Origin of the sequence: Paenibacillus sp. 32352 (assembly GCF_002042965.1) — a bacterium.
Taxonomy (GTDB): Bacteria; Bacillota; Bacilli; order Paenibacillales; family NBRC-103111; genus Paenibacillus_S; species Paenibacillus_S vulneris.
In genome coordinates, this window is the sequence record NZ_MZNT01000003.1 from 100,277 (window position 1) to 125,268 (window position 24,992).

The window sequence follows — 24,992 nt, forward strand, 5'->3', positions numbered from 1 at the left end:
GATTTTCAGAAAGAAAGGATGGGCTCGGTGAAGAGACTGCAGCGCTGCTTGATTTTTCTTATGATGCTTGTATGGGTGTGGCCGATCCTGCCGCAAGGGATCCGTGCGGAGACCCCTCCTGTGTTTTCGCTGGAGGCAAGCACAAGCACGACGGAACTGGACCGCGAATTTACAGTGACGTTAAAAGGAAGCGGCCAAAAGGATCTGTACGGATATGAGGCTATCATTGAATATGATGCGTCCAAACTGAATTTTATTGAGCAAAAGAATGGGATGAACGGCAGCGGCTTTTCCATGGGGCCGATTCACAAGGACAATGTATTGACCTTCGCTTATACAAAGGTAGGCAAGGGAGTGGCTGGTGAAAGCGGAGATGTCACCCTTAGCCGCCTGACCTTCAAGACGAAGGCTGCCGGAACGGCTTCGGTCAAGCTGGTGAAAGTAACCACTGTGTCCTCCAAAGAGACGGAAAGCATCTGGACCGGCGCAAGCTCAGTGTCTGTTGTCATCGGAGGGGACGGAGGCAATCCTTCGAATCCCGGAACGGGGGGCAGACGCGGAGGAGGTTCAGTGGCTGTCGCGCAGCCTCAAATGCAAAGCGATGGAGACGGAGTCCGCATTGTGGTAAACCCCATGTCCCAGACGGTCAAAGCGGACGGAAAGTCCGTCGCTGTCGCTGCTTTAACCGACGAGATCTTGGCTAATGCTGTAGAAGCGTTAAAAGCGAATCCTGCAGCCATGAATACTATCCATATTGACGCCAGCAATCCGTTGACAGCGGTTCGAGTTGACATTCCAGGAACGGCCTTAGCGGAGCTTATTCATCAAACCGGCGGCGTCATCCTATCCATTCAATACAATGAAGCAAGGTATGATTTGCCAGTAAGGGCTTTGAAGCTGGACCAATGGGTGGCTTCGCTTCAAGCGGAGCTGAAGGATGTGAAGGTCAGCATTCTTATCGAGAAAATAAGCGGAGCGGCCGGACAGCCATTTTCCGTTAAAGCCGGAGAGAACGATCTTAAGCTTGTAACCGAAGTGTATGACTTTACTATTACGGCGGAGAGCGGCGGCAAGACAATCACGGCAGAAGATTTCGGCGATACGTATGTATCCCGCCTTATCGAGGTCGCTTCCCCGGTGAATTATGGGAAAACAACAGGCGTATGGTTCGACCCGTCCACCGGGGAGCTGAAGTTTGTTCCCACCTTCTTTCATACCGACGGCAGCCATACGACTGCAACGATCAAAAGGCCCGGGAACAGCATGTATGCGCTGGTCGAGCACAGCAGAGCCTTTGCAGATCTGAGCGGCCATTGGGCACGGCAGGACATAGAGATGCTCGCGTCCAAGCTGGTCGTATCGGGACGGACGGATCAGGCTTTCGTGCCTGAGGAGCGCATTACGAGAGCGGAGTTCGCTGCACTTCTGGTACGCGGTCTCGGGTTGTCCGAGAGGGAAGTCTCCTCCTTCCATGACGTTACCTCCAAGGATTGGTTTGCAGGGTCGGTAGGAGCGGCGAATAAAGCGGGGCTTGTCGACGGAATCGCGGGCGATAGATTTGCTCCCAATGACCATATCACCCGTGAGCAAATGGCTGCGATGATGAGCCGTGCCTTGAAGCTGGCAGGCAAAGCAACCCAAGCGGATCTCAAGTCACTGGAGATGTTTCATGATGAGGCTGCTATCAGCAGCTGGGCTCGTGAAGCGGCGGCTCTGTCCGTGACGGCAGGATTTATGAATGGGCAATCCCCGTCTTCATTTGCTCCGAATGCTGCTGCCACCCGTGCAGAGGCGACCGTCGTACTGAAACGGATGCTCCAATATATCGAATTTATCAATTAGAGTGAAGTTTGTCGCCCGTATTCGGCCGAAGCGGGCGGCAGACGGCACATTGCCGGCAGGGGGAATGGAATGGTATGAAGGGCCTATTCAACAAGAGGCTGCTTAGATTAATCGTTTCCTTTTTATGGATGCTGCAGCTTGGCGCTTTAGCGGTTGTGCCGATGGCGTTCGCCAATACGCTGCCTATCGATTGGTCGGCTTCTACAATGAATGGAAGCGTTAGCCCCACATCGACTGCATATGTCAGTCAAGAAAGCGTAACTTATGGCCAGGGAATCTTCGATATGGCAGCCCGAAGAGGGAAAATGCAAAGCACAGTGTCGGGAGGCGATACGGTATATTTTGTTTATACGCCTGTGGAGGGGGACTTTACCATAACCGCTCGGGTCGTATCGGTCGGGATTGAGCCAGGTTCCTCGGCCATGAATGCGGAAAACCGTGCGATGCTGATGGTTAAAGACGGGGTGTCCAACGACTCGAATTCATTCTCGGTCATTTATAAGCCGACGACATTGTCTCCGGCCGTTACCGGCACTGTGACTTCCTATAAGCGTTTCGGCTCCTCGTCGGGTGCTGGCTCCAGCGTGAGCGGTTCTTTTAACACGCCGATCTATTTGAAGCTGGAGAAGTCGGGCAACGTTTATAAAGGCTCTTATTCTTCAGATGGCTTGAACTACACTACGTATTACTCGCAGACCGATACAGCCAATACGATGAACTCCACATCCCTTTATGTTGGCTTGGCGGTAACGGCAGCGACGGTTCAATTCGACAATGTGTCGATTATCAAAACCTCATCGAGCGCTTTGAACGCTCCTGTGAACTTATTGGCGCAGCCGGGAGACGGAAAGGTTGAATTATCCTGGGATACGGTAACTGGAGCAACTTATTATAATGTGAAGCGGGCGAGCCAATCGGGAGGACCTTATACTACAGTCTCTGGCAATGTGTATGCTTCTTCCTACACGGATGCAGGTGTCGTTAACGGTATTAACTATCATTATGTCGTCACCGCAGCGAATGAGAAAGCCGAAAGTCTTCCTTCCGTTGAGGTAACCGCTAAGCCTGCGGCGGCAGCTATTCCTGTAAGCTCGATTACCGTGAGATCAACGAACGGTGAAGCAACGATTACGGCGCCTGGCGGAACCCTGCAAATGCAGGCGGTTGTTTTGCCCAATAACGCTGCAAACCGTTCGGTCTCTTGGAGCGTCTATGAATCGGATGGAATAACCATCACAGATAGAGCGACGATCAGCAGCACAGGCTTGCTGCAAGGCATGATCAACGGAAAGGTGAAGGTCATCGCCAAAGCCTTGGATGGTTCTCATGTGCAAGGAAGTGCCGTGGTGACTATCGCTATCGCGGGGGCAGACACAACTTTGCTGCAAAATACAGTAGAGGCTGCGCAGACCTTATACAATGCGGCAGAGGAAGGCTCGAACCCGGGACAGTATCCGATAGGAGCTAAAGAGGCGCTGCTTTTGGAGATCAACAGGGCAAAGTCTGTAGTAGCGAATGCTCTAGCCACACAAGAGCAAATGAATGAGGCTGTCGATAGGCTGAATAAAGCGATTCAGACATTCCGAGCAACGGTTATACAATTCCATGCTGGAGATGTAGATGGCAACGGTATCGTCAATGTCGGTGACCTGGGTATCGTCGGAGGAGCGTATGAAAGGAGCTCAAGCAGTCCCGGCTGGGAGGCTGTCCAACATGCGGATGTCAATCAGGATGGGAACATTGACCTTGATGATATTATCTATCTAGTCCATATTATTCCATGAAAGGACTAAAACGAGGAAGGGCTTTGGGGCCCTTCTTTTTTTCGATTTAATTATAACGTTACATCTAGGTTTCGATTAATTGCAGTGTTGTTTGATTGCTCTGGTTATCGTTAGTGAATATTTTGGAAGACCGCAGGACTGCACCCTCAGGGGTAAAAGTCGCGTCAGGATCCCCTTGAATCCATAGGGATATATCCAGGTATTGCACCACTTTTCCATCATGAACAAAGACAAGAAGACTGCTGCTCTCGTCGGATAAACGCAATGTATTTTTTGTCCACTCGTACCCGAGGCGTTCGTTAATTTGGGTATGCGTGGTATAGGGGCCGAACAGATACAGCTTATCCCATACAAAATCGGTCAATTCTCGTACATATAACGGAGCGGTCTCACCATTGCTTTGAGCGGTAAGAGAGTATGCACGGAATTGTTCCTCGAGTGTTTTGTGCTGATTAAGATCGACAGCATTCATCTGCTGGTCAAATAGTTTGATTAATGACAAAGTGGCAGGAACTGCCAAAATGATAGAGAGAAAGATCCACAGCGGTTTATGCCAATGCCTAATCTCAAGTAGATGAGTAAGCATATAGGTGATGAGCAGGCCAACGACAAAAGGAAGCAGGCAAATCGTGAGGTTCATCGGGCCAAACCCATTCTCATTAATATCTAAAACCGTATTTACAATCCCATATCCGAAAAAGTAAATGACAGTTAGTCCAATCCATGCAATCCCAATGATTAACTTCCTCACGTGCATAATCGCTTAACCTCGACTTTTGAATGTAATAATATATAACTATTATACTTGAAGGGAGGATATTTTTGCCAAAGGTTCTGGTAAAATGGAATAAATAGCATTAATAATGGGAGCTTGATCCTATGGGAATCAATGAAGCAGGAGGCTGCAATGTTACTGAAGGATACAGATCAACTGGATGATCTAAAGTATTTTTTAATCAACTGGTACGGAAGATACGACAGCTCCTGCGGTGTACCGGCGGACGAAATTCCACCATATCTGCCAAAGGCGTTACATGAACTATATGCATTTGCAGGACGCTGGAAAAAGGGGTCGGACGATCACCTCGAGAACTCTCCGGAGATTTTTCAACAGCAGGATTGTCTTTACTCGGTGGAGCGTCTAAAGAAGGACCAGGATAAGGTTACCTTTCTTGAGGAGAATCAAGCCAACTGGACTTGCCAAGTGGAAGCAGGTCAGAAAAATTCGCCTGTCTACTGTGACGAGTGCTTGCTTTGGGATGATAATGCCGAGGGGCATATCATTGTAAATGACTCTTTATATCATTTTCTGAAAAGCTTTTGTTTACAGGAGGTTGTTTTTGGCTGCAAACATCTTTATACGATAGAAGGAAAAATAGATAATATACAAATGTTGTTTAATAAACCTATTGAAGATGTGTGGCTTAATGGGTACTATATTAGCCCGAAAGAAGAGGGACCTACCCATGCATTTTACCGGTGTGGGGACGTGCTGGTCATGGAGCGCTATGGTGACCTTTGGTTATCTAACAATGATTTGCATGCACACTTGAATGGTGATATCTTGTCCTCCATCAAACTGAGGAAGATTGAAACTGTTTGAAATAATCTAAGAGTCATAACAGATCTAGATTAAACCGTGCTATTGATTTTGAAATAAGCGGTTTTTTGACGCCCTAATTTTACGGAAAAGGAAATAGTAGATAGGTATGAATCTAAAAGCAAGGTACAGTTTGCTTTTGGCGGTATTGATAGTAAGTGTTATGACGATTTTGTTTCTACCGATGTTGTCAAACAGTATCTTGGATTCTAAGAATTCCGCCGCCTCTATATCCGACAGTTCAGGAGCAGAAATTTCAACAGATCCTCTATCATCCGAGATGATTCATATAACCGGGCCGATCACGTTGTCCAGAAATGATCTATTTGACCTTACAAATAAAAAAGAATATTTGAATGTTATACAAACAGACGGAGAGTATTTCGAAGATTGGACCCCGGGCCCATTCATGGGTCGTACTTGGCGGGGGAATTTTCAAATTCAGCTTTCCAATGAGCAGGGTGAGGTGAAGAGTTCCGTTAATTTGAACAGCTTTTTCGATGGTGATGTGGTTTTTAACTCATTTTTTAATTTGGAATTTGACGATTATAACGGGGACGGGAATTTGGATTTTACGATCGGGCAATATGCATCGAGTAATGGAAACGTGTTTAAACTGTGTACGCTAAGCAATTCAGGAGACATTAAAGAGCTGCAGGTCAAAGATCATAACGGAATTTTCATAAGTGATAAGATGCGTTACTCCACGAAGCTCTCGAAAACAAGCGCGGATGGGTTTTCTGTCGAGTTTTATGACAACAGTATCGGGAACATCGTCCAAAAAACGTTTGCATGGAAAGAAACTGAATTCGTTTCTACAACTCCAAAATGATGCAGCAGTCAGTCCGCTGCGACACGCCTTTTTCCCCCAACTTGCTGCAGGCGCCTTAGAGGAGCAATGTTTGTAACAGACTCTTCTAAGGCTGCTGAAGCCGCTGGCTAGGCCGATGATAATAACTAATCGAAGCCAATTACTCCACCTTCGCACCATAAGATCTTAAAAACGCGATGGCCTGTCCCGCATCCATGCGGACTCCCTTGACATCGAACGACTTGAAATTCACTCCGTCCAGTACAGCCCCTCTTAAATCCGCCCCTTGCAGACGTACCTTGGCCAGTTGGGCTCTAGATAGATCGGCCTCCCGAAGATCGCATTTTTCCAGATTGCTCTCGTACAAATCGGCTTCCACCAGCCGTATGCCTCGAAGGGATTGCTTGCTTAAATTGCAATGCTTCAGATTCGTATAGGACCAATCCCCACCAAGGATTGTAATGCCATCCAGATTGCATTCGGAGAAGTCCGACCCGACCATCTTGCATTCTTCGAACTTGGCAACGAACAAGGAAGCTCCTTTGAACCGGCAGTTGGTAAAAGCGGAGCCTATATGTACCGAGGCATTAAGCAGGGAGCCGGTGAAATCGCAATCCGTAAATTGGCACCCGTAGCTCCACATTTCCTCCAATTGTGAGCTTCTAAATCGGCAGTGATCAAACGTACAGCTGCGGAGCTCGCCTTCCCGCAAATCTTTGTAGCTAAAGTCTACTTCCTTATAATGCTGGTCTATGTAGGAATACATCTTTTGTCCCCCGTTGGCACAGATTCTTCGTTCCTTATTCTGTTTGAATCCTGATCCTAACCTTTATTATGAATCCTTCATCATAAATTCCGCAAGTGTGAAGGAGCGGGCGGTGCCCTTTTCCATGCGTTAGGGCTTCCGAAGGAGGACAATAAGGCGGTTTATGCATATTTTGTACTATAGAGATATGCTGCTCATGCAGCTTGAGAGGAGAAGATACGCTATGGCCAAAGGTTTCGATTGCGCTACACCGCTGACGGACAGTACAGCCGCGGCCTTTAAAAAGGACGGTTATGTATTTGTGGCTCGCTATCTGGTTCCAAGCAGCTGGAAGGCATTATCGGTAAAAGAGGTTCAATCGATTTGCAACGCCGGACTGCAGATCGTTTCCGTATTTGAGACGACGGCGGATCGGGCACTTGGAGGGAGAAGCGCGGGCTTGAAGGATGGCGCTATTGCATTGGATCTGGCAGCGCAGATGGGCCAGCCGCCTGGAAGTACGATTTATTTTGCCGTAGATTTTGATGCAACGCCAGCCCAGATGTCAACGGTGATTGCCTATATTAAAGGGGCAAGCGAGGCTACACCGGGGTATAATACGGGGGTTTACGGGTCCTATGCTGTCGTCGAGGCGGTCTATGCCGCGGGAGCCTGTTCGCGCTTTTGGCAAACCTACGCCTGGAGCGGGGGAAAAAAATCATCTGTCGCCAACATTTATCAATATTTGAACGATATCGTCGTGAACGGAATTGGAATCGACTTGAACGAATCCTATGGACAAGAAGGCTGGTGGAGTACGATACCGGCTGATTATATGCTGAATCCTGAGGACGCCAATAAGCTGATTGGCTTCATGAAGGCGGGGTACGAGGCAGCCAACGATGCGGCGGGGAAGGAGGACTTCCACCGGCTGGCAAATGAATTACGCAAAGCGTCGGGGCAACCGGAACAGTGACGTTCAAATGTGCAAATAAAACCGTCCAGGCAGTTGGGAAGCCTAGTATTGGCAAATAGCAGTCTCCATAGGTTTCTCAGCAACCAGTTCATAAATTGTATAAATAAAAAAATCCCCGCGGTGCGAGGACTGCCGGGAAACGTCTGGATTACAGCGGGGGCTTCCGGAAACGGGCGCTTCCTTCGGTCCGCAATTGCTTTTTTGCCACAAACATCATAACCGTAACGGAAAACAGAATCAGGAAGCAGCTTTCAATAAAAGAAATATGGCCGTCGTTCGCCCATAATAAGGTCAAAAATAATAAGATCCACATGTTGACATAAATATACTCGTATAGCAATCTTGGCATAAAAATCCACCCTCTTTTCCTAGATTACTCCATTATCTGCTGACGAGTGGGTATAGTTTGTTCATCTTAATTTTATAGGAAACCGTCGTAAAATAAAAGTTTGAGTCATTATTTGTCATTCGTTGTCTAAATGCACCCGTCGGAAACTTGATCACTTTATACTATGAAGCGATTTCACAGATGGGAACTGCCATCTATACGGGAGTCTGTACGGAAATCTCTTACGGGTTTACAGAAGCATATCCGGGTGTTACGATGAACTTTGTAAAGAAATGATTAACAAGGTCATCAACTGCGGAGGCTATTATGGTAACTTGGAAACGAAATTTATGGCTCCTGTGGGTAGGATGCTTTATTACGTCAGCAAGCTTTTCGATGGTCGTTCCTTTTTTGCCGCTGTTTTTGCTGCATATCGGCGTTAGCCAGCATATTGAATTATGGTCGGGGCTGTTATTCAGCTCCGCCTTTTTTGCAGGGGCGATTTCGGCACCCTATTGGGGTGCTCTTGGGGATAAATATGGGCGGAAGCCTATGATTATTCGCGCGGGCTTTGTCCTTTTTGTCATATACATCCTGACATCTCTGGTGACAAGCCCTTATCAGCTGCTGATTCTGCGGTTGCTGCAAGGGCTGCTGAGCGGTTTTATTCCCGGCTCTATCGCTCTCGTCGGTACCAATACGCCGGAGAAGCATGTAGGCTATGCGCTCTCCCTGATGTCGACGTCTACCGCTACCGGAAGCATTATGGGTCCGCTGCTTGGCGGGATCATTTCCAAAATTTTTGACAGCAGGGTCGCTTTTGCAAGTGCAGGGGTCTTCGTTTTGCTGAGCACGCTGCTTGTTTTGTTCTGGGTAACGGAGGAGAAATTCGTTCCAAGCAAGGACCGAACCTCTATATTGTCCTCCATGAAGCTCGCGGCTAGCAACCGGCCGTTCGTAACCGTGCTGCTTCTGACACTGCTTACGCAATTCTCGGTTATGACTATTGAACCGGTGTTGCCGCTGTACATCGTGCAGATCGGCGGATCGGCCAAAGACGCATCGCTCCTTGCGGGAATCGTATTCTCTCTTGTAGGGATCGCAAGCATCCTGTTTGCTCCGCGCTGGGGCAAGCTGGCGGATAAAATCGGCTTTCATAAAATTTTGATTATCGGCTTGGTTGTCGGAGGACTCGGGAATTTGGCGCAGCTATTGTTTCACGGCGTTTGGGGCTTCTCCATCGTGCGGTTTATATATGGAGCCTTCTTCTGTGCGGTGTTCCCGGCTTTGAACGGACTGGTGGTCCGGTCCACACCGGCGGATTTCCGCGGTAGAGCCTTTGGTCTTAACCAGACGGCGAATCAGCTCGGAGGCATGCTGGGACCGCTGGTCGGCGGTGCCATAAGCGGTGTATTCTCGATTCACAGTGTCTTCTGGGTGACGGGAATATTGCTATTGTGCTCCGGTGCTCTGGCTTACATGTCGGTGAATCACAAGCCTTCCGCTCAGCAGGGGTAGTATAAGATTGAGAGTTGAATATTGTCAAATGGACCGTTCGGATATCCGGACGGTTCTTTTTATTCGTAGGACTTAATCCTCAACTTTGTCACTATTTAAATGAAGTCGGCGTTTAAAACAAGGATGGAGTCCCTCGTAATACATTCGCCATGTTCAAGAAGATGAAGCTGTGCGAGAATGAAGTTAAAGATCATGGTGCAAGTTGTTTGGAAATGTTTACTTTATACGAGGAGTGAGTAACAAAATGGCATATCAAACGATAAATGGAGTACGGGTATGGGGGAATCCAGAGGCTGGAGCTTTGGTGCAGGCCCAAACATGTGCCGAACATGGAAATGTTGTTCAAGCGCTGTTGATGGCGGATCATCATAAAGGCTACAGTCAGCCTATCGGAGGCGTCATTGCTTATGACGGTCAAATATCGCCTTCCGGCGTCGGTTATGATATCGGCTGCGGTAACAAAGCGGTCAGAACGAATCTGATGGCTGCCGATATTCGTCCTCGGCTGAAATCGCTGATGGATGAGATTGCACGGAAAATATCTTTTGGCATGGGACGATTCAACAACGAAAGAGTCGATCACGAGCTGTTCGATGATCCGGATTGGTCCGTGTATTCCGCGGTTGGGCGTCAGGTGCATGATAAGCTGAAGGCATTAGCACGGGAACAGCTGGGGACGGTCGGCAGCGGGAATCATTACGTCGATTTGTTCGAGGATACGGTGACAGGCCAACTGTGGATCGGCAATCATTTTGGCAGCCGGGGCTTCGGACATAAAACAGCCAGCGGCTTTATGAATCTGTCGGCAGGGCGTGAATTTCTTGGCAAGGCACCTGGAGAATCGATGGATCAACCTCCAATCCTGCTTGATATGAATAGCGAGCTGGGCGATATGTACTACCGTGCCATGAAGCTGGCAGGGCGGTATGCATATGCCGGGCGGGATTATATGATCCATCAACTATTATCTATTGTGGGGGCCGAGGCGGAATTTGAGGTCCACAATCATCATAATTTTGCTTGGAAAGAACAGCATGAGGGGAAAGATACGATCGTCGTACGTAAAGGAGCAACGCCATCGGCTCCAGGACAGCTTGGGTTTATCGGGGGAAGCATGGGAGACATCTCTGTCATTGTTCGCGGCAAAGACACGCAGGAGAACAAGGAGTCTTTTTACAGCACAGTTCACGGAGCGGGAAGAATTATGAGCCGTACGCAAGCCGCAGGCAAAATGAATTGGAAAACGAAATGCCGGACCGGGGGGCAAATTTCTGCTGCACAGATGCAGGAAGCTGTAAAGAGCTTTGGTGTCGAGCTGCGCGGCGCAGGGACAGATGAAAGTCCATTCGTGTATCGAAAGCTGCAGGATGTGCTGGATGCGCATTCGGAAACGATTGACGTACTGCATGTGCTGAAGCCGATCGGCGTTTGCATGGCGGGAGCCGATGAATTCGACCCGTACAAGGATTGATTGGTAGTATATAATGTGCTCGGTGATCTATTGCTCCTCCAATATCCCTTTAAACGGAGAAAAGACGAATTTAAGAAAGGTAGAAGGACCTGGCGTATGGGGCAGGTCCAGCATGGAGAGTAGCCATCCGATGAGGAGCAGCAACAGGAACATGAGCCGGTCTTTTTTCGGCTTTGTCTTTACCCGGCGCCACTCGAGTCCTAAAATGAACAATATGGCAATCGTTACGGTCCAAAACAAACTCCATCTCATTTTTCCTTCACCTCTTCTAGGGGTAAACCACCCGGCGCATTGAGATTTCCGGTTCTGGTAATATTGGTGTTCACTTCAATGTTAACTTTTAGCTTAGGGAATATTTCATCCCAGCGGTCTTTCGACGCCTCCCATTGTTTGGGATATTTCCGGTGAAATTCTCTGGCAAAATGAAATACATCCGTTTTTAGACGATGCTGTACTTCATCCAATGCTCGTTGGATGCGCTTTGTAACGTCTTTTTGATATGCCAGATTCATTTGGTCTAATAATTCCGGATCCATCGGATTCAAAACGGTACCGTTCTGAATGATATCCCCTTCGGTGATAACCTTGATCGTCATGCTCCATTGCTTGCCTTGAATATTCGGAATTAACTTAACGCTGGCCCGAATCGGCTTAAGGGATACATTGCCGCTGTCCTCTTTCCCTGTCCGGCCAGCTCCTTTCATCTTGAAGGTTACCGTGTACTCGCGAATTTCATTATTTATCCATAACACACCTCTTGTTAAATCCTCCGAAATAGTGCCAATCATTCTATCCTTTTTGAAGACGGCGGTTCCGAAAATATAAGGAATCGTTTGGTACGGATCCGCCGATTTCGTTGTTGGAAGAATGTAGAGCAGAGGCAGAGCGGCCGCCTTGGATTCCCCCTTCAGCATGATACTTAGCTGCTCCATTGTGACCTGCATGCCTATTTTAAGGTCGCTCAGCTTCCGAATCGCTTCAGCCGACGAACGTTCTATCGGAGGGAACAATTCGAGCGCATCCCCAGCCTTTCCTTTGCTTACAAACATCAGGCCTCTTTCCCTCGGCTGCGGGTGCCGTAACAGAAAATCCAATTGCTCTTGGATCCCGGATTTCGCCAAATCCTCCCCGAAAATAAATACTTTGCATTGTCCCCAAAATTGTTTTCGGGGAATCACCCGTTGAAGCTTGGACAACGCGTCGGCAGTATCGATCCCTTCAGCCCTGCGAATGGTTGTCCGTTTCATTGCCCCGCCTCCTACGCCTCCACCCCCACCTCCTGACGCAATACCCCCGCTCTGGTTTTGAGGAATGACGATTTGTACCGATACTAGAACGTTGTTGTTCTTGCCCTTATCGAGGGCAAATGCGGTAATCAGCCCCAGGTCGTTCAGCTCCGTCCGGTCCCAGCAGCCTTCAAGCAGCAAAATCAAGGGCAAAGCGCAAATAAGTTTCTTGAATGGTTTCACGGGCCCGAGCCTCCTTTACCGGCCGCGATCTTATTGCGGATCGTGGCGACAATAAGCAAAACCAAAGGGATAAGCACAAACATAGTGATAAGATAAAATGGGATAAGGACCCTTAAGAAATAGGCGAGTCCGGAAAAGTTGGGAATATCCCAAAAGCCAAAAATGATAGAAAGGATGCCAATAGGAAAAATAACGGTCCGATAATCCGTCAATTTAAAAGTGAATGTGAAGGAAAGGGCGGCCGAATAGAAAAATAAACTAAGTTTAACGAAATTTCCGACTATCCACATAGCGAGAAGCAGCACTTCTAAATTCTCGAAAATTTCGCCAATCCGAATGTAACGGAAAACGATCAGTATGGGATAAACTTTGTCACCAATGTCGATCCCGAGAATAAATAAAGAGATCAGATTAACATAAGTCATGCTTACGATGATACAAATCAGTGTGAGCAGGGCCATTTTCTTTCCTTTGTCAGGGTTGCTCAGAATAGGGAGAAAAAACGTCATCATAAAAAATTCGCTCAGCCAAGCTTGCGGAGTGGCAGATCCTTTGAGGACGGGAACAAAGCCACGGCTCAGGACAGGAAATAGGTTCCTGGGGTCCAGATCCGGGATCAGCAGCAGTAGAAAAAATAAAGGAATGATGAAGATCGGCGTGAAAATCACAGCGCACCTCGCTATCATTTCCGCTCCTCCACGTGCGGCAAAAGCGGCAAGGAGCACGATGGAGGAAAGTACCAATAAAATCGGAGTTTTAATTAGAAAGTTGCCGGTAACAAATTCGGCGTACTCTCTGCTGACGACGCCCACGAAGTGTGCAAAAACAAGAAAGTAAATCACACCGATGATTTTTCCGGGAATGCTGCCGATGATCTTGACGCTGTATTCAACCACGGTTTGCTTGGGATAAAGCTCATGCAGGCGTATGGACAAATAGATCGAAAATAAGCCGGTAACCGTTGAGAGGATAACCGCTAGCCAAAGATCATTCTGTGCATAGATTGCCGTTATGACCGGCAACGAAATAAAACCGGTAGCCAGTATACCTGGGTACATGATAAGGGCTAGCTGAAGGGCTGAAATTTTCCCTTGCTCCATCTTGAGATTCACCACGCTTTGTATTGATGATGTCGAAAAACAAGGTAATGAGCCCGATAGAAATCAGGCTCAGTAAGACTGTGGCGAGCAATAAGCTCTAAATTAGACAGCATTATTTTTCATCCTCGCGCTCAGGACCCGGTTTTTGATGGGGAGCCTGACGGTACTGATCGTACATTCCCGCAAAGTGAGGACGTTCATTTAGCATCCACCGAGGTGCTCGGATAAGGACATCCTTTAGCTGGTTCAAATTAGGATTCGAAACTCCGGATAAGTAAGGAACACCGAAAGAGCGCAGGCTGCATAGATGGAGGACGATGGCAATAACCCCCATCATAATGCCCAGCAGGCCCAGCGTCCCGGCAAGAAATATTAGCGGAAATCGCAGCAGCCTGATAGTGATCCCCATAATGTAACGAGGAACCATGAAGGACGAGATGCCTGTAATCGCAACGACGATAACCATCGGTGCGGAAACAAGCCCCGCTTGAACCGCGGATTGCCCGATAACCAGGGCTCCTACGATGCTGATAGCGGCACCGATTTGTTTGGGCAGCCTTATACCTGCCTCGCGAAGTGCTTCAAAAGTAATTTCCATCAGCAATGCTTCAATAAGAGCAGGGAAAGGAACCGCTTCCCGCGAGCTGGCCATACTGATCAGGAGGGAGCCGGGCACCATCTCTTGATGGAATGTAAGCACCGCCACATAAAGTGACGGAAACAAAAGGGAGATCAGAGTAAAGGAGTAACGCAGCCAGCGGGTGGCGGTTCCAATCCAGAATCGCTGGTAATAATCCTCAGCCGCCTGTAATAATGAAAAAAGAGTGACAGGAGCGACCAAAACAAATGGAGTTCCCTCCACCAGGATAGCTGCTCGTCCTTCCAGCAGGCATCCGCACACCACATCTGGGCGTTCGGTGCTTAGCAGCTGAGGGAAAGGGGAGTAGGGGTTATCCTCGATCATTTCCTCGATATATCCGCTCTCCAGGACTCCATCGATCTGGATCCGATTCAGCCGAGTTTTGATTTCCTCCACCAGCGTCATGTCTACAAGCCCGGCAACATAAGCAATAACAACATTTGTTTGGGTGTAATTCCCTATTTTCATGGCTTCCATTTTAAGCTGCGGACTTTTAATAATTCGTCGTAATTGGGATGTGCTTGTTCGCAGCGTTTCGGTAAAACCTTCGCGGGGGCCGCGGATGAGCGATTCTGCTGCAGGCTCTTCAATGCTGCGCTTCTCCCACTTGGATAGACCCAGTGCCAGACCGCTTACTTCGTGGTCGAACAGCAGAACGGGATAGCCGCCGGAAAGATATTCGATGCACTCTGGAATGGTGCTGAATTCGTTCACCTGCGAAACGCTTATTTTTCGTTCTACAAACGGCTTGATGCCTGTGCCGTCCCCTGTTGTGTCGTTCATCAGCGGAGCAATCACATAGTCCTCCAAGCCTTGGGAGTCGGTCAGCCCGTCAATATAAACTAACATTGCTTTTGTTCGGCCAGCGATTAAAAAAGAACGATAAATCACATCAGAGCAGTTGGCATAAATCGTGCGAAGCGTCTGATCATTTTGCTGCAAATGTAAAGACAGCTTTTGCTCCCCGGAATGACCTGCAGCATTCGGAATAAGACTGGCCGGCTTTATCCGATTCTTGGATGATTTAAATAATGTAAACAGTCTATTGAGCAAACGCTGGCCCCTCATATGGGATAAAGCCCCTTTGTAAAGATCATTTTCTATATTTTGGTTCGTGCTTCCATTTATTATGCAAATAGTTGGCATGATTATCTCATCGTGCAGCTTTCTCAACGACTTGGGATACGTGCGGCAAAGCCTCCTGCGGGAGGCCGGGGGACGCTTCATTGGACTAATCGGGCCGGGGAATCAGGAGATCGAAGCCGTATGCGGTCCGCTGCTGCAGCAAAGATTCAAGATCATCTTAAGCTTGCACCTGCGGGAGCAAATCGGTATTGTGAAGGTAGAGGAGGGGATACGGCCTATGCAGGAGCCTAGGAAAACATACAATACATCGGTGGAAGTGACACTGGAAGTGATGGGGGGCAAATGGAAGCCGGTGATTTTGTTCCATCTGACATTTGGAGAAAAGCGTAACGGCGAGCTCATGAGCTTAATGCCTGCTATTACCCAAAAGGTTCTGACAGAGCAATTGCGCGAGCTGGAGAAGGATGGAGTCATTGAACGGATCTCCTATAACCAGGTGCCTCCCAAAGTCGAATATAAATTGACAGAGTATGGCTGGACCTTGAAAGATATCCTTCATTCCATGTGCCGGTGGGGGGATGTACACCTGGAACGGGTCTATGGGGACAATAGCTCGATTCTGACTGCCGCTCCAAGCTCAGGAGAGATGGAATAATTATGAGCAGAACCGGTGACTGGACTCCAGTACCGGTTTTTTTATAAGAAGTTGTGTCATGGGATTACTTTGCGGCGGCGCAATTCGTCAAAGATATTTATGAACATAGACTCCGTATCGATGAATTCGTGGAAGCCGAAACGGCGCGCCTTTGTGCCGTCAGCAAAGAAATCATAGTCCCAGGAAAACACGAAATCGCCGAATCGCCAAGAAGAAACATCCTGATAACGGTTGTTCATCAATCCGTGCTTCTCGATCATGGAATTCCACAACGGTTCTTTATCCGCCATTACAACCTCAAGTGACATCTGCAGGGGAGGCGCTGTCTCCATACCGAAATAGGCGGCGATCTTCGGCCACATCTCATTCCATCGGAACAAATCCCCGTTAGTAATGTTGAACGCTTGATTCGCGCAGCGCTCATCGGTAGCTGCCCAGACGGTAGCTCGGGCTAAAAGCCCGGCATCGGTCATCTCGAGCAGGCTGTTGTAGGCTCCGGGCTTTCCGGGAAAACGCAATGGCAGCCCCAGCTCCTTGGACATGGAAGCATAAACCGCTATGACCATAGCTAAATTCATGGGATTGCCAAGAGCAAATCCGCTCACAACGGACGGCCGCATTGCCGACCAAGTCCATTTGCGTCCGAGCTGACGTTTCTCGAGAAATTGCTGCTGATCCACGTTAAATTCAGGAGGCATATGGTAAGCATCGGTCTCCCGGGCAGGCGTTTTGAAAGGACCCAGGTGAGCGCCATATACCTTGTAGCCCTGCATGAGGCTTATATGCTGCAGGCCAGGAGCTATCGGCTCAATCGCATTGACGACATTAACGAGCATAGCCAGGTTAGGCGCTACCAGCTCTGCCCAGGTCGGGCGGTCCTGATAAGCAGCATAAAAGATATGGGTAACTTGGGACAGTTCACTTAGTTTATCAAGAGTATCTGCTTCATCGAGCAGATCGACAGCCACATATCGAACCTTTCCCGAGGATTCACCTCCGCGTCTCGATAAACCGATGATGTCCCAGTCCGGGAGCTCCGTCAAATGGTCGATCAGATTTCTGCCTATGACGCCATTGGCGCCGACAACAAGTGCGGTTTTATGCTGCGCATTATGATTATAATCCATCATTAATATTCCCCTCTCCATTTGGATTACATTGTCATTGTGCACCATAAAGAATCGGGTGAAAAGTACGCACTTTGAAGTCATATAGGTACTTTGAGGTTACGTTAGACAAGAACGGTCCGTTGCAAGGTTTCAACTTGTACTGTCTAATATTACGGAGAAGTTTTCTCTCTAGAGAAAAAGCAAAAAAATAAAAATCTAGTGAACCATTTCTAATTAGGGAGCCAATACATCGTGTATACAATTTCAGGGGGCCTCCAATGAATGAACAAAACTTAGAACACTGGTTAGACCGATTGATGACCGGAGATGAAGAAGCTCTGGAAGTGATCTATGGTATGACCCGAAAAAAGGTCTATGGAACGGTCGCCATGCTTGTTCGCAATAAACAGGATGTCAACGATATTGTCAATGAGATCTACTATCAGCTGTGGCGGGCGTTACCTAGCTATGATCGCAGGCGCCCATTTCTTTTCTGGTTGAATGGCATAGTGATCCGGCAAGTGAACCATTGGCGAAGACAAATTTGGAGAAGATTCCGGTTGATAGAGAAGCATTCCCGTCTAGGTGAAGAGCCGCAAGTGGAACTGCCTGGCGAAGCCTTAATCGAAAGCGAATTCCAAAGAGAGCTGCAGGGGACGATCAATCAACTGCCTTACAAGCTTAGGATCGTGGTGATTTACCGCTTTTACTACGACTATACTTATGAGCAAATTGCAGAGCTGCTGCAGATTCCGACAGGCACAGCCAAATCAAGAGTCCATCTGGCCTTGAAGCAATTACGGAAACGGTTCGATACGGAACTGGACGGGGAGGAATATCAACATGTCTTTTTCAAAAAAAATTGAGCAGGCGTTAGAACGACAAATCGAAGAAACGGTGGTTCCCGATGAAGTCGATGGGCGTGTCAGACAATCGTTTAGGGAGTTTCACCGTAAAAAGGAGACAAAGAAAATGAAGAAAAAATGGATAGCATTCAGCATTGCGGCAGCCATTTTGATACCAACCAGCGTATTTGCTTCGTTGGGCGGAACCTCTTATTTTTTCAACAGTGAAGCCAATATGAACGGTCTTGTCGATGATGAAGTAAAACGTGCTGTATCTAGTGGATTATCCATTACTATGAACCAAAAAATAACCGATCAAGGCATCACGGTTCATTTTAAAGAAATGGTGGTCAAGGATAAAAAAATTCTCGTTCATTACAGCATTACAAAGGCGGATGGAAGTCTGGTTCCCTATGAATTTGATACCAAAGGACGGAATGTCCTTAATGATGGGAAGAAAAATGGAATTCAAGTTGAAAATCCAACCTACCAGGAGCCCGGAGTCGAAGGCTTTAGCGTACTGAGCTTCATCGGCACGAGCAAACCGGATAGACTGCCTTTTTACTTAACGGATACTCAAGGGAAGGAACTGGATGTGGGTATCGCGGAAAAGGACCGGCCGGAAGGTGTGCTTGCCTTCGTCACAAGCGGTTCGAAGCTGCCTCCCTTCATGTATCTGAATGTGAGCATTGATCGAATCGGGACGACAAAGGGAAGCTGGAAGGGACAATTTCCGATTGATCAAAGTAACATGACTGAGGCAAAATGAGTCTTCTATAACATAAAAATGAAGAAGCCCTGACAGCGATTCTCTCTGCTTGCAGAAGAGGGAGGTCGACGGTCAGGGCTTTGTACTGCGGCTTCGGCTGTTAAAATTGCCGCGCCTGAAAATTATTGATATTTCCGGTAAGCGGAATGCATGGTAGGACCGACAAAGGAGTTGATCGGGAAGCCATGCTGGATTGCACTCATAATGAATGCTTTGGCTGTGGAGACGGCTTGCTTCACGTCGCTGCCTTTGGCGAGCTCAGCGGTAATTGCCGCGGAATAAGTGCATCCTGCTCCATGGGTATAGGTCGTTGCAATTTTTTCGGACTCGTACAGCTCGAATGTTTTTCCATCATACAGCAGATCGACAGCCGTCGGGTGATCGAGCTTCGCTCCGCCTTTGATGAGAACGTATTTGGCGCCGGAATCGTGGATGATTTGTGCGGCTTCCTTCATATCGTCCAATGTTTTGATAGGAGCACGGTTCGCCAGCTGTGCGGCCTCGAACAGGTTCGGTGTGACCACATCCGCAACCGGAACCAGCAGCTCACGCAGCGCAACGGTAGTTTCAGGATGAAGCGCTTCGTCATTTCCTTTGCAGACCATAACCGGGTCGATGACGATGCGGCTTAAGCCTTGCTTCTTGATGGTGTCGGTAACCAGCTCGATAATCTCTACAGAACCGAGCATGCCGGTTTTCAGCGCGTCGACGCCGATGCCGCCGAGCACGGTTTGAAGCTGCGCTTCAATCGTAGGCAGCGCTACCGGATGAACGCCGTGGTGCCAGTTGTTGGCCGGGTCCATCGTTACGATCGTCGTCAGTACGGTCATGCCGTACACGTCTCTTTCCTGGAAGGTCTTCAAATCGGCTTGAATCCCAGCGCCCCCGCTTGTATCCGAACCGGCAATCGTTAAAGCTTTGTTCATACTCATACTGCTTCTCTCCTTAGTTCTGTCTCAACATGAAAATGGTTGCAAGCGCTCCTCGGAGGCTCGCTTTATAATTGCTTGGTAATCTTTATCCTATCACTTTACGCGGAATTTTCAATGGAAAAAAGCGAATATTCATTTTATTGGATTCATCCTCAATGTTTCCTCTACCCTGATTCCTGAGGTAAAACCGGAAAAAGCGGCGATAGGCTAAGCCCGATTCATTCGTTATGATAGCGGAGAAAGGATGGGAGCAGGCCGGACCTGGATTTCTAAAGCCAAGCCGTACCGTTCTATAAAGAACCGAAAACAGGAGAGGGGAATTTGAAATGTCATCAGGTAAAAAAATCAAGTTTGCCATTATCGGGGCAGGAGTCATCGCACCGCTGCATGCCAGAGCGATTCAGCAGCATCCGGAGGCGGAGCTGGTCGCCGTTGTGGATAGTGTACCGGGCAAAGCGCAGCAGTTGGCAGAAGAATACGGTATTCCTCACGTATATGAACAGATCGGGCAGCTGCTGAAGCAGTGCGAGGTCGATGTCGTCTGCATCTGCCTGCCTAGCGGCATGCACAGCGCAGCGGCGATTGCGGCAGCCGAGGCCGGAAAGCACGTTCTATGCGAGAAGCCGCTCGACATTACACTCAAGTCCATGGACGCGATGATTGCCGCATGCCGCAGCCATAACGTCAAGCTGGCTACGGTGTTTCAGAAGAGAACGACAGAGCTGGCGCTGATGACGCGCCGGGCCGTTCAGGAAGGCAAGCTGGGCAAGCTTGTACTGGGCGACGCCTATTTGAAATATTACCGGAGCCCGGAATATTACCGGAGCGCCGACTGGCGCGGGACTTGGGAGGTAGACGGCGGAGGGGCGCTGATGAACCAGGGGGTTCACGGCGTGGACATTATCCGGTGGATCATGGGAGATGTAGATAGCGTATTCGCTTATGCGGCCCCGCTGGTTCGGGATATCGAGGTCGAGGATACGGCGGTTGCGGTCGTGAAGTATAAGAACGGCGCATTCGGCGTCATTCAGGGAGCGACCTCGGTCAACCCGGGTCAAGAGCCACGGTTTGAAATTCATGGCGAGCACGGCTCGATCATTTATGCGGACAGCGGCATTAAGCTGTGGAAGACAGTGGACGGGGAAGAGCCCCCGGTTTCTCTTTCCGAACGCAATGCCGAGGGCAGCGATAATCCGTTGGCGATTTCCGGGGACGGCCATTATATACTGATCGATGATCTGATCCATGCGATCCGTGAAGACCGGGAGCCGTTAATTTCCGGGGAAGAAGCGCGCAAATCGGTGGAGCTGATCCTGGCGATCTATGAATCGGCGAGGACGGGCAAGGAAGTTAAGCTTTGAGTGAGGGTCTGGCCAAAGGGGAGAGGTTGGTAGGGCAACCTTGGACACGAATAATACTAGAAAAAAATGGGAGAGGGGCTTCTATGAATACTGCAAAAACACTAAACATCGGAATGATCGGATTGGATACGAGTCATGCGCCTGCCTTTGCAGAGCTGCTTAACGATCCGAAGCATCCGTATCATATTCCCGGAGCTCAAGTAACTGTCGCTTATCCAGGGGGATCCCCGGATTTCGAGCTGAGCTATTCCCGCGTGGAGGGGTTCACGGCCAAGCTGCGGGACAGCTTGGGCGTCGAGATCGTTGAGACGATCGAGGAGGTCGCCGAGCGCTGCGACGCCATCCTGCTTCTATCGGTGGACGGGCGCGTCCATCTCGAGCAGCTAAAGAAAACGGCAGCGTTTAACAAGCCGGTGTTCATCGACAAGCCGTTTGCCGTAAGCAGTGCGGATGCGGAAGCCATGGCCCGGATTGTGGAAGAGCGGGGCATTCCACTGATGAGCTGCTCGTCCGTCCGTTACGCTCAGGGGCTGAGCGAAGCGATCGCAGACGAAGAGAAGGGCCGCATCATCGGGGTTGATTGCTACGGCCCAATGGAGCTGCAGCCGACGCAGCCGGGACTGTTCTGGTACGGTATCCATACAGTCGATATGCTGTATGCGGCGATGGGGCGAGGCTGTAAAGAGGTTACAGCGTTCATGAATGAAGATTATGATGAAGTCGTCGGCGTATGGGAAGACGGCAGAATAGGCACGATCCGCGGCAACCGCAAAGGCAACCGGACGTTCGGGGCGCTCGTCCATCGGGAGCAAGCGAGCCGGTTCGTCGATGTGTATGCACATCCGAAGCCTTATTATGCGAGCATGCTGGAGGCGGTACTGGAGATGTTCCGTACGGGATCGGTTCCTATCGACATGAAGGAAACACTGGAGGTCATCCGTTTCATTGAGGCGGCCAACGAGAGCAGGAGAACGGGCAGCGCCGTGCAGCTGTGAAGAGCTGCAGATAGCCAAACTATGCAGAAGGAGCTGAACCGATATGGAATTTCCGTTTCAGTTAGGCATTATTACCGATGAAGTGTCGCAGCAGATCGAAGACGCTATCGCTTTGGCCAAGGAGTTCGGCCTTACGGCGCTGGAGCTTCGCTCCGTAGACGGCGTGCAGCTTCATCAGCTTATACAGCAGCGGCTGGAAGAGCTGCACAGCATCATCCGGGCAGCGGGGCTGCATGTATGTGCACTCTCCACTCCCGTATTCAAATGCGATCTCGATAATCCCGAAGAGATATCGCAAAGCAGAGCGATACTGGTCCGGGATTTGGAGATTGCGCAGCTGTTCGGAGCGCAAAAGCTCCGGGGCTTCAGCTTCTGGGCGAAGGAACCTTTCGATACGGCGTTCCCGGCGATAGTCCGGGAGCTTGGAAGCATTGTGCCGCTGCTGGAGCAAGCGGGCGTCACCTTCATGCTGGAATTCGACCCGGCAGTCTACGCGTCCAACGGGGCCAAAGTAGCCCGCCTGGTGGAGGCCGTGGGCTCTCCCTACATCAAGGCGCTGTATGATCCCGGCAATGACCTGTGGGATCCGGACGGCGAAATTCCGTATCCTGACGGTTATCATCTGCTCAAGGGCCATCTAGGCCACATTCATCTGAAGGACGCCGTTCGGAATGGAGATAAGATTGAGGGGGTTGCCATCGGCACGGGGCAGGTCGACTATAGAGGGCTGTTTACCCGGCTGCTGGAGGACGGATATGACGGCTATATGATGGTAGAGACTCATTACCGATTGCAGTCCGAGTTAACGGAGGAGCAGCTGAAGCGTCCTTCCGGCTACGCCTTCTCCGAGGGAGGGGAAGAAGCGTCCAGACAATGCCTGGAGCATTTGTTCAGGCTGCTTAAGGAAGTGCTTTCGGAGAGGTCGAGCAGCCTCACCTATAGAGGAGGAGATCGCGTATGAACAGCTTGCAGCTGCCAGAAAGCAGCTTTACTGTCGATCAGTTGAAGGTGGAGGTGTACCGGAATCGCGGCGAGCTTGGGGAAGCTGCCGCCGCCGCAGCGGCCGAAGCGATACGCGCAAGGCTGCGCGGCCAGCCGAGTGTCCGCATCGTGTTTGCAGCCGCACCGTCGCAGAACGAGTTTCTGGACCGGCTTTCCAAGGAACCGGAGATCGATTGGAGCCGGGTGACGGCGTTTCATATGGATGAATACATGGGACTTCCTTCCGGCGCTCCCGAACGCTTCTCTCACTATTTGAAGCAGCGCTTCTTCAGCAAGGTTGGCTTGGGACAAGTTCATTATATCGACGGGAGCAAGGGAGCCGAGGAGGAGTGTGTTCGCTATTCGGCTCTGCTGAAGGAGGCACCGATCGATCTTGTATGTCTCGGGATCGGCGAGAACGGGCATATCGCCTTTAACGATCCGCCGGTGGCGGACTTCGAGGATCCGCTCACCGTCAAATGCGTGGAGCTGGACGAAGCATGCAGACAGCAGCAGGTGCATGACGGCTGCTTCCCCGATCTGGCATCCGTTCCGACCCATGCGCTGACCATGACGATCCCGGCCTTGCTCGCCGGAGCGCAGCTGTTCTGCATGGTCCCCGGTCCAACCAAGCGGGCGGCCGTACGGGCAGCGCTGACCGGGCCGATCTCAACGGCTTGCCCGGCATCTATTCTTCGCAGGCATCCAAGCTGCGTCCTGTATGTCGACAGCGACTCGTATGGAGGGTAAGCCGATGACGAAGCGGATAGAACGCCTGGAAGGTATTCATTACCGGACGGGAGAGCGAATCGCAGTAGAGATAAGCGAAGGCCGGATTACGGCGGTTACGCCAGCCGGAGCTGGCGGCGAAATGTCTCAGGAGCTCCCGTGGATCGCCCCGGGGCTCGTTGATTTGCAGGTCAACGGCTGGACCGGCTTCGACCTGAACACGCTGCCGCTGTCGGTGGAGACGGTCGCCCGGTTGACCGAAGCGCTGTGGCAGGTCGGGGTCACGGCGTATTACCCGACCCTCATTACGAACAGCGACGAAGCGATTGCGTCGTCGCTGCGCACGATTGCCTCAGCCTGCAGCGGCAGCGCCAGGCTGAACGCATCCATCCCGGGCCTGCATCTCGAAGGCCCGTTCATCTCGCCGCAGGACGGCTCCCGCGGCGCGCACGACCAGCGCTTCGTCAAAGCCCCGGATTGGGCTTTGTTCGAGCGCTGGCAGGATGCGGCAGCCGGCCGCATCAAGATCATTACCCTGTCGCCGGAATGGGACGGCGCCGCGGATTTCATCGCCCGCTGCGTGGACAGCGGCGTGAAGGTGTCGATCGGGCATACGTCGGCGACGCCCGAGCAGATCCGCGATGCGGCGGCAGCGGGAGCGAGCCTGTCGACGCATCTGGGCAACGGCGCCCATCCGATGCTGCCGCGCCACCCGAACTATCTGTGGGAGCAGCTGGCCGACGACCGGCTGTGGGGCTGTGTTATCGCGGACGGCTTCCATCTGCCTTCCTCCGTGCTGAAGGTGGCGCTTAGAGCGAAGGGCGCCAAGCTGCTGATGGTCAGCGACGCCGTAGCTTTGGGCGGGATGGCGCCGGGAGAGTACGAGACGCATATCGGAGGCAGGGTGACGCTGACTCCGGAGGGGCGGCTGCATCTGACCGGGGAGCCGAAGCTGCTGGCCGGCTCGGTTTTGCCGCTGACGGCGGGGATTCAGCATATGCAGGCTGAAGGCCTATGCAGCTTCGCCGAGGCTTGGGAGCTGGCCTCGCTCAGGCCCTCGGCCTGCATGGGGCTCCCAACGGAGGAGGGCCTTGCAGTCGGCGCTCCAGGCAATGTAGTCTTGTTCAGCCGCAGCGATGACGGGATTCGAATCGAGCGAACCTATCAATATGGCGAGCTGGTCTACGAATGCACACACAGTTCCGGCGATTATGCTGCCTCTGCTGTTGAAAGCAGCTGAGACAAT

At 50.4% G+C, this 24,992-nt stretch carries 24 protein-coding genes; 15 read left to right on the forward strand and 9 right to left on the reverse strand.

Annotation, left to right across the window (positions count from 1 at the left end; genetic code table 11):
* Positions 1-27 precede the first annotated feature (27 nt).
* Complete coding sequence (locus B1728_RS08190; RefSeq protein WP_179135939.1) at positions 28-1,842, forward strand: S-layer homology domain-containing protein; 1,815 nt, start codon at positions 28-30, stop codon at positions 1,840-1,842.
* Between the two features lie 74 nt (positions 1,843-1,916).
* Positions 1,917-3,626, forward strand: a complete 1,710-nt coding sequence (locus tag B1728_RS08195; protein ID WP_079909720.1) for an Ig-like domain-containing protein — start codon at positions 1,917-1,919, stop codon at positions 3,624-3,626.
* A gap of 64 nt (positions 3,627-3,690) precedes the next feature.
* Here the strand turns inward: B1728_RS08195 and B1728_RS08200 are convergent, their stop codons facing one another.
* Positions 3,691-4,377 (reverse strand): hypothetical protein, encoded by a 687-nt coding sequence (locus tag B1728_RS08200; RefSeq protein ID WP_144027806.1) that lies wholly within the window; start codon positions 4,375-4,377, stop codon positions 3,691-3,693.
* 156 nt (positions 4,378-4,533) lie between these two features.
* On the opposite strand from B1728_RS08200, the gene B1728_RS08205 reads away from it, so the two are divergent.
* Positions 4,534-5,229 carry a hypothetical protein gene (locus B1728_RS08205; RefSeq protein WP_079909722.1) on the forward strand — a complete coding sequence of 232 codons (696 nt, stop codon included), beginning with the start codon at positions 4,534-4,536 and terminating at the stop codon, positions 5,227-5,229.
* 106 nt (positions 5,230-5,335) lie between these two features.
* The gene (locus B1728_RS08210; protein ID WP_144027807.1) at positions 5,336-6,058 is read left to right on the forward strand and encodes a hypothetical protein; all 723 of its coding nucleotides are present in this window, start codon (positions 5,336-5,338) and stop codon (positions 6,056-6,058) included.
* Between the two features lie 139 nt (positions 6,059-6,197).
* Here the strand turns inward: B1728_RS08210 and B1728_RS08215 are convergent, their stop codons facing one another.
* Positions 6,198-6,803: a pentapeptide repeat-containing protein gene (locus B1728_RS08215; RefSeq protein WP_079909724.1), complete on the reverse strand. Its 606-nt coding sequence runs from the start codon at positions 6,801-6,803 to the stop codon at positions 6,198-6,200.
* Positions 6,804-7,026: 223 nt separating this feature from the next.
* Here B1728_RS08215 and B1728_RS08220 point away from each other — a divergent pair, with 223 nt between their 5' ends.
* Positions 7,027-7,758 (forward strand): DUF1906 domain-containing protein, encoded by a 732-nt coding sequence (locus B1728_RS08220; protein ID WP_079910144.1) that lies wholly within the window; start codon positions 7,027-7,029, stop codon positions 7,756-7,758.
* Between the two features lie 148 nt (positions 7,759-7,906).
* On the opposite strand, the gene B1728_RS08225 is transcribed toward B1728_RS08220, so the two are convergent.
* Positions 7,907-8,107, reverse strand: coding sequence for a hypothetical protein (locus B1728_RS08225; RefSeq protein WP_079909725.1), 201 nt, complete (start codon positions 8,105-8,107; stop codon positions 7,907-7,909).
* A 306-nt stretch (positions 8,108-8,413) separates the two neighbouring features.
* Here B1728_RS08225 and B1728_RS08230 point away from each other — a divergent pair, with 306 nt between their 5' ends.
* Both B1728_RS08230 and B1728_RS08235 read left to right on the forward strand, forming a co-directional pair.
* Positions 8,414-9,604, forward strand: a complete 1,191-nt coding sequence (locus B1728_RS08230; protein ID WP_079909726.1) for an MFS transporter — start codon at positions 8,414-8,416, stop codon at positions 9,602-9,604.
* 244 nt (positions 9,605-9,848) lie between these two features.
* Positions 9,849-11,075, forward strand: coding sequence for an RtcB family protein (locus B1728_RS08235; RefSeq protein ID WP_079909727.1), 1,227 nt, complete (start codon positions 9,849-9,851; stop codon positions 11,073-11,075).
* Between the two features lie 27 nt (positions 11,076-11,102).
* Here the strand turns inward: B1728_RS08235 and B1728_RS08240 are convergent, their stop codons facing one another.
* From B1728_RS08240 to B1728_RS08255, 4 genes are all read right to left on the reverse strand, one after another.
* Positions 11,103-11,327 (reverse strand): hypothetical protein, encoded by a 225-nt coding sequence (locus B1728_RS08240; protein WP_079909728.1) that lies wholly within the window; start codon positions 11,325-11,327, stop codon positions 11,103-11,105.
* Entirely contained in the window at positions 11,324-12,544 is a 1,221-nt protein-coding gene (locus B1728_RS08245; protein WP_079909729.1) for a Ger(x)C family spore germination protein, read from the reverse strand. Before B1728_RS08245 ends, B1728_RS08240 begins: the two co-directional genes overlap by 4 nt.
* Positions 12,541-13,644, reverse strand: coding sequence for a GerAB/ArcD/ProY family transporter (locus B1728_RS08250; protein WP_079909730.1), 1,104 nt, complete (start codon positions 13,642-13,644; stop codon positions 12,541-12,543). Before B1728_RS08250 ends, B1728_RS08245 begins: the two co-directional genes overlap by 4 nt.
* A gap of 112 nt (positions 13,645-13,756) precedes the next feature.
* Entirely contained in the window at positions 13,757-15,352 is a 1,596-nt protein-coding gene (locus tag B1728_RS08255; protein ID WP_079909731.1) for a spore germination protein, read from the reverse strand.
* Between the two features lie 295 nt (positions 15,353-15,647).
* Between B1728_RS08255 and B1728_RS08260 the strand changes: the two genes are divergently transcribed.
* Positions 15,648-16,025, forward strand: coding sequence for a winged helix-turn-helix transcriptional regulator (locus B1728_RS08260; RefSeq protein ID WP_079910145.1), 378 nt, complete (start codon positions 15,648-15,650; stop codon positions 16,023-16,025).
* 56 nt (positions 16,026-16,081) lie between these two features.
* Here B1728_RS08260 and B1728_RS08265 read toward each other — a convergent pair whose 3' ends face one another.
* Positions 16,082-17,152, reverse strand: coding sequence for an SDR family oxidoreductase (locus tag B1728_RS08265; RefSeq protein ID WP_079910146.1), 1,071 nt, complete (start codon positions 17,150-17,152; stop codon positions 16,082-16,084).
* A gap of 260 nt (positions 17,153-17,412) precedes the next feature.
* Between B1728_RS08265 and B1728_RS08270 the strand changes: the two genes are divergently transcribed.
* Together B1728_RS08270 and B1728_RS08275 are read left to right on the forward strand one after the other, a co-directional pair.
* Positions 17,413-18,000, forward strand: coding sequence for a sigma-70 family RNA polymerase sigma factor (locus B1728_RS08270; protein WP_079909732.1), 588 nt, complete (start codon positions 17,413-17,415; stop codon positions 17,998-18,000).
* Positions 17,978-18,748, forward strand: coding sequence for a DUF4179 domain-containing protein (locus B1728_RS08275; RefSeq protein WP_079909733.1), 771 nt, complete (start codon positions 17,978-17,980; stop codon positions 18,746-18,748). Before B1728_RS08270 ends, B1728_RS08275 begins: the two co-directional genes overlap by 23 nt.
* Positions 18,749-18,870: 122 nt before the next feature.
* On the opposite strand, the gene pdxK is transcribed toward B1728_RS08275, so the two are convergent.
* Positions 18,871-19,680: a pyridoxine/pyridoxal/pyridoxamine kinase gene (gene pdxK, locus B1728_RS08280; protein ID WP_079909734.1), complete on the reverse strand. Its 810-nt coding sequence runs from the start codon at positions 19,678-19,680 to the stop codon at positions 18,871-18,873.
* A 326-nt stretch (positions 19,681-20,006) separates the two neighbouring features.
* On the opposite strand from pdxK, the gene B1728_RS08285 reads away from it, so the two are divergent.
* The 5 genes from B1728_RS08285 (at position 20,007) to B1728_RS08305 (ending at position 24,986) form a co-directional block, all read left to right on the forward strand.
* On the forward strand, positions 20,007-21,041 hold the full coding sequence (locus tag B1728_RS08285; RefSeq protein ID WP_079909735.1) for a Gfo/Idh/MocA family protein: 1,035 nt from the start codon (positions 20,007-20,009) through the stop codon (positions 21,039-21,041).
* A gap of 83 nt (positions 21,042-21,124) precedes the next feature.
* Complete coding sequence (locus tag B1728_RS08290) at positions 21,125-22,036, forward strand: Gfo/Idh/MocA family protein (RefSeq protein WP_079909736.1); 912 nt, start codon at positions 21,125-21,127, stop codon at positions 22,034-22,036.
* Positions 22,037-22,079: 43 nt separating this feature from the next.
* The gene (locus tag B1728_RS08295; RefSeq protein ID WP_079909737.1) at positions 22,080-22,997 is read left to right on the forward strand and encodes a sugar phosphate isomerase/epimerase family protein; all 918 of its coding nucleotides are present in this window, start codon (positions 22,080-22,082) and stop codon (positions 22,995-22,997) included.
* Entirely contained in the window at positions 22,994-23,767 is a 774-nt protein-coding gene (locus tag B1728_RS08300; RefSeq protein ID WP_079909738.1) for a glucosamine-6-phosphate deaminase, read from the forward strand. The genes B1728_RS08295 and B1728_RS08300 overlap by 4 nt, the downstream gene beginning before the upstream one ends.
* A gap of 4 nt (positions 23,768-23,771) precedes the next feature.
* Positions 23,772-24,986, forward strand: a complete 1,215-nt coding sequence (locus tag B1728_RS08305) for an N-acetylglucosamine-6-phosphate deacetylase (protein WP_079909739.1) — start codon at positions 23,772-23,774, stop codon at positions 24,984-24,986.
* Positions 24,987-24,992: the final 6 nt, after the last annotated feature.

Excerpts from the sequence above, each read along its gene's own strand:
- B1728_RS08195 (WP_079909720.1), top strand. The coding sequence starts at position 1,917 with ATGAAGGGCCTATTCAACAAGAGGCTGCTTAGATTAATCGTTTCCTTT.
- B1728_RS08205 (WP_079909722.1), top strand. The coding sequence starts at position 4,534 with ATGTTACTGAAGGATACAGATCAACTGGATGATCTAAAGTATTTTTTA.
- B1728_RS08210 (WP_144027807.1), top strand. The coding sequence starts at position 5,336 with ATGAATCTAAAAGCAAGGTACAGTTTGCTTTTGGCGGTATTGATAGTA.
- B1728_RS08215 (WP_079909724.1), bottom strand. The coding sequence starts at position 6,803 with ATGTATTCCTACATAGACCAGCATTATAAGGAAGTAGACTTTAGCTAC.
- B1728_RS08220 (WP_079910144.1), top strand. The coding sequence starts at position 7,027 with ATGGCCAAAGGTTTCGATTGCGCTACACCGCTGACGGACAGTACAGCC.
- B1728_RS08225 (WP_079909725.1), bottom strand. The coding sequence starts at position 8,107 with ATGCCAAGATTGCTATACGAGTATATTTATGTCAACATGTGGATCTTA.
- B1728_RS08230 (WP_079909726.1), top strand. The coding sequence starts at position 8,414 with ATGGTAACTTGGAAACGAAATTTATGGCTCCTGTGGGTAGGATGCTTT.
- B1728_RS08235 (WP_079909727.1), top strand. The coding sequence starts at position 9,849 with ATGGCATATCAAACGATAAATGGAGTACGGGTATGGGGGAATCCAGAG.
- B1728_RS08240 (WP_079909728.1), bottom strand. The coding sequence starts at position 11,327 with ATGAGATGGAGTTTGTTTTGGACCGTAACGATTGCCATATTGTTCATT.
- B1728_RS08250 (WP_079909730.1), bottom strand. The coding sequence starts at position 13,644 with ATGGAGCAAGGGAAAATTTCAGCCCTTCAGCTAGCCCTTATCATGTAC.
- B1728_RS08255 (WP_079909731.1), bottom strand. The coding sequence starts at position 15,352 with ATGAGGGGCCAGCGTTTGCTCAATAGACTGTTTACATTATTTAAATCA.
- B1728_RS08260 (WP_079910145.1), top strand. The coding sequence starts at position 15,648 with ATGCAGGAGCCTAGGAAAACATACAATACATCGGTGGAAGTGACACTG.
- B1728_RS08265 (WP_079910146.1), bottom strand. The coding sequence starts at position 17,152 with ATGGATTATAATCATAATGCGCAGCATAAAACCGCACTTGTTGTCGGC.
- B1728_RS08270 (WP_079909732.1), top strand. The coding sequence starts at position 17,413 with ATGAATGAACAAAACTTAGAACACTGGTTAGACCGATTGATGACCGGA.
- B1728_RS08275 (WP_079909733.1), top strand. The coding sequence starts at position 17,978 with ATGTCTTTTTCAAAAAAAATTGAGCAGGCGTTAGAACGACAAATCGAA.
- pdxK (WP_079909734.1), bottom strand. The coding sequence starts at position 19,680 with ATGAGTATGAACAAAGCTTTAACGATTGCCGGTTCGGATACAAGCGGG.
- B1728_RS08285 (WP_079909735.1), top strand. The coding sequence starts at position 20,007 with ATGTCATCAGGTAAAAAAATCAAGTTTGCCATTATCGGGGCAGGAGTC.
- B1728_RS08290 (WP_079909736.1), top strand. The coding sequence starts at position 21,125 with ATGAATACTGCAAAAACACTAAACATCGGAATGATCGGATTGGATACG.
- B1728_RS08295 (WP_079909737.1), top strand. The coding sequence starts at position 22,080 with ATGGAATTTCCGTTTCAGTTAGGCATTATTACCGATGAAGTGTCGCAG.
- B1728_RS08300 (WP_079909738.1), top strand. The coding sequence starts at position 22,994 with ATGAACAGCTTGCAGCTGCCAGAAAGCAGCTTTACTGTCGATCAGTTG.
- B1728_RS08305 (WP_079909739.1), top strand. The coding sequence starts at position 23,772 with ATGACGAAGCGGATAGAACGCCTGGAAGGTATTCATTACCGGACGGGA.